General features: G+C 43.1%; 7 protein-coding genes. 4 read left to right on the forward strand and 3 right to left on the reverse strand.

Annotated elements, in window-relative coordinates; genetic code table 11:
• Positions 1 to 179 precede the first annotated feature (179 nt).
• Both FW758_RS17125 and FW758_RS17130 read right to left on the reverse strand, forming a co-directional pair.
• Positions 180 to 518, reverse strand: coding sequence for a hypothetical protein (locus FW758_RS17125; protein WP_446446017.1), 339 nt, complete (start codon positions 516 to 518; stop codon positions 180 to 182).
• 209 nt (positions 519 to 727) lie between these two features.
• Positions 728 to 1,267 (reverse strand): hypothetical protein, encoded by a 540-nt coding sequence (locus FW758_RS17130; protein ID WP_446446018.1) that lies wholly within the window; start codon positions 1,265 to 1,267, stop codon positions 728 to 730.
• A 581-nt stretch (positions 1,268 to 1,848) separates the two neighbouring features.
• Here FW758_RS17130 and FW758_RS17135 point away from each other — a divergent pair.
• Positions 1,849 to 2,964 carry a tyrosine-type recombinase/integrase gene (locus FW758_RS17135; protein WP_446446019.1) on the forward strand — a complete coding sequence of 372 codons (1,116 nt, stop codon included), beginning with the start codon at positions 1,849 to 1,851 and terminating at the stop codon, positions 2,962 to 2,964.
• Positions 2,965 to 3,365: 401 nt separating this feature from the next.
• Positions 3,366 to 5,423: a PhoX family protein gene (locus tag FW758_RS17140; RefSeq protein WP_446446020.1), complete on the forward strand. Its 2,058-nt coding sequence runs from the start codon at positions 3,366 to 3,368 to the stop codon at positions 5,421 to 5,423.
• 167 nt (positions 5,424 to 5,590) lie between these two features.
• Here FW758_RS17140 and FW758_RS17145 read toward each other — a convergent pair whose 3' ends face one another.
• Complete coding sequence (locus tag FW758_RS17145) at positions 5,591 to 6,361, reverse strand: tRNA-uridine aminocarboxypropyltransferase (protein WP_446446021.1); 771 nt, start codon at positions 6,359 to 6,361, stop codon at positions 5,591 to 5,593.
• Between the two features lie 398 nt (positions 6,362 to 6,759).
• Between FW758_RS17145 and ampC the strand changes: the two genes are divergently transcribed.
• Positions 6,760 to 7,944, forward strand: a complete 1,185-nt coding sequence (ampC, locus tag FW758_RS17150; protein WP_446446022.1) for a class C beta-lactamase — start codon at positions 6,760 to 6,762, stop codon at positions 7,942 to 7,944.
• Positions 7,945 to 8,352: 408 nt separating this feature from the next.
• Positions 8,353 to 9,585, forward strand: coding sequence for a multidrug efflux MFS transporter EmrD (emrD, locus tag FW758_RS17155; RefSeq protein ID WP_446446023.1), 1,233 nt, complete (start codon positions 8,353 to 8,355; stop codon positions 9,583 to 9,585).
• Positions 9,586 to 9,696 lie beyond the last annotated feature (111 nt).

The following is a 9,696-nucleotide window of genomic DNA, read 5'->3' on the forward strand; positions in this document are numbered from 1 at the left end:
AAAATCATGATGCCGCAGATAAAGTATGACAGTTAATCTATTGATTTTATAAGAAGTAATTGACTGTTTTTATAAAAACTTGAATGCGAAAATAAAAACGACTTTAAAAAATGAGCGATGGATAATATAAGCGCCGAGGCTAGAGCTTAGGTTAATCTCGGCCGCATGCAGTCTTCAGTTTAAGGTTTTCTCGCAAGGTATAAATTAATCAGCGAGGTGAGTTTATCCTGAAATCTTTCTTCAAAACTATCAATATCACGTCCGATAGAGACAAGATATTTAGTCGCTTGTTCGCGGGAAAGTAATTTATTGGCAACACTGTATTGCATCTCATCCAAGGTTTTATCGTATCTTGGGATCAGCAACCAAGTGCCAACATCGACGTCGAAATGTTGCATCGCTTTCTGGGCCAAAGCACAAAAAGCCTCAATATGATCCACACCATCTGGTCCGAGACAGCCAGGCTCAATTCGGCACAGGACAGCAATTTTCCTATAATTTTCAATGCTTACACTCATTTCTGATGCCCCATGTTACCGAGTCTTAAACTTAAAATATCCCTTTAAACTTAACAGCAATTTTACGTGTCTGCACAGATAAGTCACGGCTTACTTGCTCATTTAAGCGATTATTAACAAATCCATTTTAGGCGATATTGCGACGTCAAAATAAAGGTCTACAAAACTTAACTCTGCCCATTTTATTTCAGGACGAGACAAGCCAGAGATTATTCATCAAACATATCGTCGACACTCATATTGTCATCTAGGTCATCTGGATGCTGCAAATGGCTTTGTGAGATATCGGCATCATGCTCTGACAATAAGTTATCAATCGCCTGATCAAAACTGTCTAACTTTTGTGTCTCCATATAACGCTTTAATCTCTGAATAATATCCCTACTTACCTCTATATGGGATTTTTTCTGACGCTTTTTTATTTGAGATAGCTCTTTACGAACCATGCGCCAACCCAAATCAGTAAAATACTGATTGAGCATTTTGTTTACATTCTTAAGCTCGTTGTCGAGTCGCTGTGTCTTTTTACGTAATCGGACCAATTCATTTAATTGTGTCACCAACTCTGTATAGAAAACCGTTTGTAACTCAGCGTCACAAAACCAATCTGGTTTAGATGCCACAGCTTCAAGATTGATAAGGCGATAAATTAAGGGTAAGGCAAAAATTAATTCTGCTTCCTCAAGCAATAATAATTTTCTTCCTGCTGTCGGTTTGTCTTGTTGATATATCCAAGCTTGCGGTTCCATAAATACGTTTCTTTAGTTAAGTATGCGTTTAATGCGGATGAAATAAATGGGACCTCTCATGCTAGTACAAATCGACAAGTATTAATATATGGTTCAACCATTTTATTGACTGGGAATCGATCCCTTATGCTTCTATTTGCCTTAGGCAGAAATAGCTGAACGCATATCACGTCAAGTATCAGATAAGCGGTTGTCGTTATTAGCTTAAATTTCACCCGACACGCAAGCCAAGTTTAGGGCATGCCATTCATGTAGACCAATAGAATGGTTAAACCATTCTTTAAAATTATGCGTCTGTGGCTAACCAACACTGCATAGAGAAAGTACGAATTTCATACTATCATTGCCTTTATTGTTATATCCGCTTAATTAATCGCCATTGTTAGAATAGGTTTATCTTGGCTGTTTTTTAAACTAAATAATCCAGCTAAATGTTATTTAATGCCCCTCCTCTGATAAAAGATGATTATTTAAACAAATAAGCACTCTACCAGTGATAATGACGATTATCACTGGTAGATACAGCTATGATTTGCGTATAATTACGCCTTCTTAATTCGATATCAGGTGACTTCAACGGCATGTCTAAAATGATCCGGACAAATAGTAATGCTCAAAATAACGCCAATATATCGAATGAAAGAGCGACTGGCTCAGATCATCACCATAATAACCGTGCTGAACAGCCACGTTTTTTTGAAGAGTCTTTCCTACCCCAATCTGTTCGAAGTGATTATTTAAGCGCCGCCGAAGAAACTGAATACGAAATTTCAGTGAACACTCGCCGTGTTTATAATACGAGCTTTAGTGTATTTAGCCGTTATTGTGCCGAGCACCAACTTCAGGCCCTACCCGCAGATCCACGAAGCGTCATTTCATTTATTGGTCATCAAAAAGAATTAATCCAAGAAAGCACTGGCGTTCAACTTTCAAAGCAAACATTAACTACAAGGTTGGCAGCAATTCGCTACCATCATATTCAAGCGGGATTTCATTCGCCCACCGAACATCCACTGGTGATCAGAGTAATGCGCGGTTTGAGCAGAAATCAATCTCGGCATGTGAGTGACTATGATCAACAACCCATTATGTATGATGAAGTGGAAATGTTGATCCAAGCTATCGATGAGCAAGTACAGCCATTAACCCGAGCGCGGGACAAAGCGATAATTCAATTAGGATTACAAGGTGGGTTTCGTCGTTCTGAACTGGCAGATATAAAAGTTCAGTATGTCAGTTTTCTGCGTAACAAATTAAAAGTGCGCCTGCCCTATTCGAAGAGTAATCAGCAAGGCCAACGGGAATGGAAAGACCTGCCAGACCATGAACCCTTTGCAGCACTCGACGCCGTGAAAAATTGGTTATCGTTAGCCAATATTGAAGACGGACATTTATTTAGATCGCTTTCCCGTGATGGAAAAAATTTACGTCCGTATCAAATGAAAGACCGACATTCCGGATCTTGTTCATTACTGAATAGAAATAGTGGTTTCCTTACCGGCGATGATATTTATCGCATCATTAAAAAATATTGTACTAAAGCAGGACTGCCCGCCAAATTTTATGGCGCTCACAGTTTGCGCAGTGGTTGCGTAACACAACTGCATGAAAATAATAAAGATCACTTGTACATCATGGCCAGAACCGGACATACCGATCCGCGCTCACTTCGTCATTATTTAAAACCAAAAGACTGAAACTTAACGATCACAGGTCAAGCATTAACTTCTCGTTTTAGCCTGAAGTTTAACCTGAGAAATAGACTTCACTTGATTCTTCTAAGAAGGAAAAGGATTTCATTCAAAGGACATTAATGTACAGAACTAATAAGTATTAATGGAAACACATTAGATAGTTATATAAATTAACACTTTGAATTATATTAAAATATATAAATTTAGAGCAATAAATCTAATTAATATTATTTTAAGATTTACCTCCCCCTAAAATACTCGCCGAAACTAATTCAACACTATTAAAACATATAAGCTTGGTTGCTCTTTAAATTATTACTGTAATATAAAATCAGCTTTATTGTCATATTGGTACTTTAGCCTTAGGCACGAAATTCAATTCATCGTACTAGCCGGAGTAAAATATGAGTAAGGCCACCTTTGATCCTACACTTTATAATAAAAGTAATAATGACCCCTTTAATCAAGTGTTAGATAAGCATTTATCTCGCCGTAATTTCGTAAAAAGTGGCTTAGGCCTCAGCGCTATGACAGCTTTTGCCAGTGTTGGCTTAACCGCTTGTGGTTCAGACAATGAAACTGTTCCTAAACCTGTCGATCCAGTCACGCCAGTGCCACCGACTAAAAGTAGCGCTAAGCTTAACTTTACATCGGTTGCGGGTTCTCGCTTAGATGCGGTTGTCGTGCCTGAAGGTTACACAGCGCAGGTGTTAGCACCTTGGGGCACGCCATTAAACGCAAAAGCGACGCCATGGAAAAACGATGGTAGTAATACGGCCGATGACCAAGCCAACTCAGTGGGTATGCACCACGATGGCATGCATTTCTTCCCATTAAATGATGCGGGTGATGACGGTCTACTCTGCATTAACCACGAATACATTGACGAAGATGCCTTGCATCCTACGGGCCAGACATTTGACCCCACTTCTGGTCTTCGCACTGTGATCGATGAAGTGCGCAAAGAAATTAACGCCCATGGCGTGTCGGTTGTACGTATAAAACTGATGAATAATCAATGGGAAGTCGTCAGTAATGATGGTCATAACCGTCGATTCACTGGCGCGACTGTGATGGATATCAGCGGTCCTCTGGCCTACTCTTCCCTACTCGAAACCCGCTATTCTCCCGATGGCAGCCAAGCACGCGGCACCTTAAATAACTGTGGTAATGGCTACACGCCTTGGGGCACTTACCTGACCTGTGAAGAAAATTGGCCAGGCTATTTTGCCAATCGTGGCAGCTTAACCGCCGATCAGAGTCGCATCGGGATCAGTAAAACCAGTACACGTTATGGCTGGGACGATCTTGCGGGTCATGATGAAGAACGTCTCGATGAATTTGCCCGTTTTGATGTCACGCCATCGGGCACAAGTGCTCAGGATGACTACCGTAACGAAGCAAACGGCCACGGTTATATTGTGGAAATCGACCCGTACAACGCCACCTCTCGCGCTGTAAAACGTACAGCACTTGGTCGTTTCCGCCATGAAGGTTGTACCTTTGGTAAATTGACCGAAGGCAAGCCAGTGGTGTTCTATTCTGGCCACGATTCTCAATTCGAATACCTCTATAAATTTGTTTCAAATGCGGCCTGGGATGCAAAGGATGCTGACAGCAGCAACCGCCTGCAAACTGGCGATAAGTACATGAATGAAGGTACTTTATACGCGGCTAAATTCAATGAAAATGGTGGCGGTATTTGGTTGCCTTTGACGTTAGATAGCCAAACCACAGACGGCAAAACCTTAAGCGATAGCTTCGCAACTTTGGCCGACATTATTTTAAACACAGCGGGCGCAGCGGACCTAGTCGGCGCGACACCTATGGACCGACCTGAATGGTGCGCGGTCGATCCGTTCACAGGTTCTGCTTATTTGACCCTGACCAACAACTCAAAACGTACCGAAGCGAATCCTGCCAACCCAAGATTGAAAAACTACTTCGGCCATATTATTCGTTGGGATGAAGGCGACAAAGCGACTGAATTTACATGGGATATTTTTGTGTTTGGCTCACCCAGCGATGGCAATGCTGAGACCAACTTGTCTGGCTTAACCGATCTCAATCAATTTGCTAGCCCTGATGGGTTAGCCTTTGATAAACGCGGTATCTTGTGGGTTCAAACCGACAACGGCGCCAAGGAAGTTGCCGAAGAAACTAACGATCAAATGCTCGCAATAGTGCCTTCAACTCTGGTGGATGGCCAAGAGAAACAAGTAGGCGTAACCGCCGATAATCAAATGGAATTAAAGCGTTTCTTCGTCGGCCCCAACGACTGTGAAGTGACAGGTTTTGCCATTAGCCCAGATTACACTTCGGTATTTGCTAACATTCAGCACCCAGGTAACTGGCCTTATTCGTCTAATGCCGCTGAACAAACACCAGCCGGAATCACATTACGGCCTCGCGCCGCCACTGTGGTTATTCGCAAATTAGATGGTAAAGAAGTTGCAGTTTAAGACGTTATTTAAGGAATATATTTGCTTTAGTTAAAGCGCAAATAAAGCTTTCTTGCCAGAGCAAACTTTAGCCTATATAAAACTCCCCTCAAGTGAGGGGCGTTTTTATTTAAGTATTTAAGTTAGTCGCAGACTTAAATTTTTATACTAGCTATTCATTTCAAAGATTAATTAACGCTTGCAGTTATATTGGCTTGTTCGAAGGCAAGTTCAAAGGCATTGGTAAAATCTGTGATTGGCAGAAGATCTTCACGGCAACGTCGATTACGGCCCAGTAATGATGATTCAACAAATAAATCAAACCACGTACTTAAGACTTTGCCATTTGCCGCTTCGCCTATCGCCCCTAATGCTAAGGATGCCACCTCGGCGGTGCCAAGTTGAAAGTCATGGCTGCCTTTACGTAATGCATAGGTTGCCAGCGTGTCGGGATCGAAGGAAAGCAGTGGCAAGGAATGCAAGTAAGGACTCTTACGGAACATTTTAATCGCTTCACGCCAACTGCCATCGAGCATAATTAACAACGGCCGTTTGCCTTCGGCTAACATCGACATAGGTACCTGATTTAGTACCGTTTGTCCTTGCTCCGCATATTGGGCAGGAAACACTAAATAGGGTTGATATTGCGGCGAATCGAGCAAAGCAAGCAATGCCGCTTCAGGTTCTGTGCGTGACCAAATATATGCGTGCGTATCTGGGATAAGATCCGCAATCAAGCGCCCGCTGTTAGTTGGTTTTAACACTTCATCGTTGTACATGATCAGCAGGAAACTGGCTTGAGTCTGTAACTGACGGCGCAGCGCGCAGGTACAGAACTGCTCACCTAATAGGCATAATGGACAGCGGATCAGTTTTTTACCACGGGCACCAAAGGGCTTAGTCGATAGAGACTTACGGTACTGATATAAATGGTGCACTGCATGTGGGGCTAAAGCCATAAAAACCAATTCTCTTTCAAACTTATTAGGGGTTGCGGCTAAATTATTCAGCACTTTTCTCTCGCGGTGGCGCAGTTTATCCCTTGTCCGTAAATGGCGCAATCTGCGCAATGCATTATCGCGATAAAAGGCATAAGTGTCGGTGCTTGAGGGTATAAACTGCTGACTCAACTTTGCATTATGATTAAGGAAATCTCTTAGAATAGCGCAACAACTGCAATACTCAAGTCCATGTCACCACGCAGTATTTAACACTCGATTAGCGAGGTTAACCTCTCAGTTACTTACAGAGGGAATATTGACGCTAAATATCAGTAAGGACTTAACTTAATGGGGAATTACCGTAATATCGTGTGCAATCTCTACTCTATAAATGCAATTTCGATAAAAGGTCAATTATGAAACGACATACCCTGCTCGCTACCATGCCGTTATTAAGCGGTGTGCTGCTCACTGCAACGCTTTTTTCTAATGTCACTACGGCCCAATCGCTTAATACCAAAGACATCCAGTCACTTGTTGATTCCGCAGTCAAACCACTGATGGCCGAGTACGGCATTCCCGGTGCGGTGATTGGCATCACCATTGATGGTAAACAGTATTTTTACCAATATGGGGTCAGTTCTAAAACCACAGGGCAAAGTGTGACAGAACATACCCTGTTCGAGATTGGTTCAATCAGTAAAACCTTTACCGCGACACTGGCGAACTATGCACAAATCGAAGGTAAATTAACACTCACGGATATGGCCAGCGATTATGTTCCAGCATTAAAAGGCAGCCATTTTGATAAGATTAGTCTCATCAATCTAGCGACGCACACTGCGGGAGATCTGCCGATGCAAGTTCCTGATAAGGTAACTAATAACGCAGAGTTAATGGATTACCTTAAGCATTGGCAACCGTCATTTGCCCCTGGGACTCACAGGAATTACGCGAACCCAACCATTGGCCTGCTCGGCATGATTGCCGCACAGAGTTTAAATAAAACGTTTCAGCAAGCACTTGAGCAAACACTATTTCCACAATTGGGTATGACAAGCAGCTATATCCAGGTTCCGAGCAGCAAAATGGCTGATTATGCCCAAGGCTACAATAAGCAAGACATGCCAGTGCGGGTCAATCCCGGCGTATTAGCCGATGAAGCCTATGGCGTTAAAACCACAGCCACAGATCTGCTGCATTTTGTGGAGGCCAATATGCAAATGCACCCGCTAGCTAAGCCACTGCAAACGGCACTCGATGAGACCCACACGGGATACTTTGATGTGGGCATGATGACCCAAGATATGATTTGGGAACATTACTCCTATCCTATTGATCTTGATAAAATACTTATGGGTCATACTCAGGAAGTGGTGTTTGGCAGTACGCCAGTTAAACCTATAGTGCCGCCCCTCGCGCCGCAGCAAAATGTGTGGATTAATAAAACCGGCTCAACCGGCGGTTTTGCCGCTTATGCAGCATTTATTCCTGCGCAAAAGCTTGGCATAGTATTGTTAAGCAATAAAAATTATCCCGTTCCGCCACGGGTGACTGTGGGGTATCAGATTTTAACGGGCATAGAAAAACTACAAAAATAGCATCTTGCTAGTAGCGACTATTAAGGGAGATAGGCCGATTTGCTATCTCCTTTCTTATTTGTTCCTTATGCATATTTTTAGCGTGATTTTTTAGGGTGGCTTGTATTAGGCACCTTATCCACTTGCTTACCTCCAATCTCTTAATAGCCACTATTTTTAAGCAAACTCCCATGTAAGAAAATAGGCAGAGCAGGGTTAATCTGAGTATTAATCCATTTGCAATTATTCGACCTAGTTAACAGACAAATAACCCTACGTAAGTTTAGCTTTACAGCTAAAAATGAAGAGAAAAACTTATGCGTCGCATTAAAAAATATTTCATCAAATCAATATGATTGACACTTGAAGTTACGCTTTTAGGGAGTAAGATGCGCGCAAATACCTTAAGTGACCTTTTTCGGAAATATCATGTCAGGCATGCCACACTCTCCTATTCATCACGATGTCGCTCCAGCGGCGAGTCAGTCTAGTTTACTGTTAATGATTGTCTTTATGGTCGCCTGTGGCCAAATGGCGCAAACGATTTTTGTGCCTGCCCTTCCGCAAATTGCACTCGGGCTCCATGTGGACGCCAGTCAGCTACAAGCAGTGATGGCCTGTTACTTACTCTCCTATGGGATGTTTCAATTTGTGTATGGCCCAGTGTCAGATCGCGTTGGTCGTAAAATGCCACTCGTCGTGGGTATCGCTATTTTCATCATAGGAACAGTGTTTGCGGCCCAGGCCACAAGCTTTAACCAACTGATTATGGCGAGCCTTATCCAAGGATTAGGCACAGCCAGCGCGGGCGCTTTATGCCGGAGCATTCCCCGCGATCATTACTTTGGCGACCGACTGGTTAAATTTAATAGTTATGTTTCTATGGCCGTAGTGTTTTTACCTTTACTGGCACCATTTATCGGTAGCGCCAGTGCGGCCTACTTCGGCTGGCAAGCCGTGTACTGGGTGTTAGCAGGATTCGGTGCCGTGGTCTGGCTGTTATTGATATTCGCCTTTAAAGAGTCATTACCTAAGGCGCAGCGGGAACATCAAGCCGTTATCGCATCCTATCGGCATGTCCTGCGCCATAGAGCGTTTCGAGCTTACTTGTTTTCTTTGATCGCGACCTTTGCGGGTATTGCGGCGTTTGAAGCCATTGCCGGCGTTCTCTATGGCCAATATCTTGGGCTGACGCCTTTCATGGTCAGTTGTTATTTTGTGGCGCCGATTCCAGGCTATTTATTGGGCGCGCTGATTGCTGGTCGACAAAATAAGCCGCAAAGAGTTATCTATCAAGGTGTTGCGCTGCTTGGCGCTGGCGCCTTATTCATGTTGATCCCGGGGCTTTTCAATTTGGTCGTCGGTTGGAGTTTACTGGTTGGATCGATTTTATTCTTCAGTGGCGCTGGTATGCTGTTCCCTACCCTGACCTCGGCGGCATTAGAGCCATTTCCACGTCAAGCAGGAATTGCGGGGTCATTACTGGGAGGATTACAAAATTTTGGTGCCGGACTTGCCGCATTGACTATGTCTTTAGTGCCTATGGGCGGCCAGTTGAGCATAGGTTTATTAAGCGCTGTCATGGTGGTGTTAGTGATTTTGTCTTTGTATTACGCCAGAGATCAAAATGACACTCACCACAATTTGATGCCACAGATTTAATACCCTAAATTTAAGATCCTAGATTTAAAACCATAGATTTAGAACCATAGATTTAATGCCGAAAAATTGAAGCGATAGCGTTCTTAGCTTAAGCAAAATCTATTGTCGCAA

It is taken from the genome of Shewanella sp. 1180_01, from assembly GCF_052850535.1.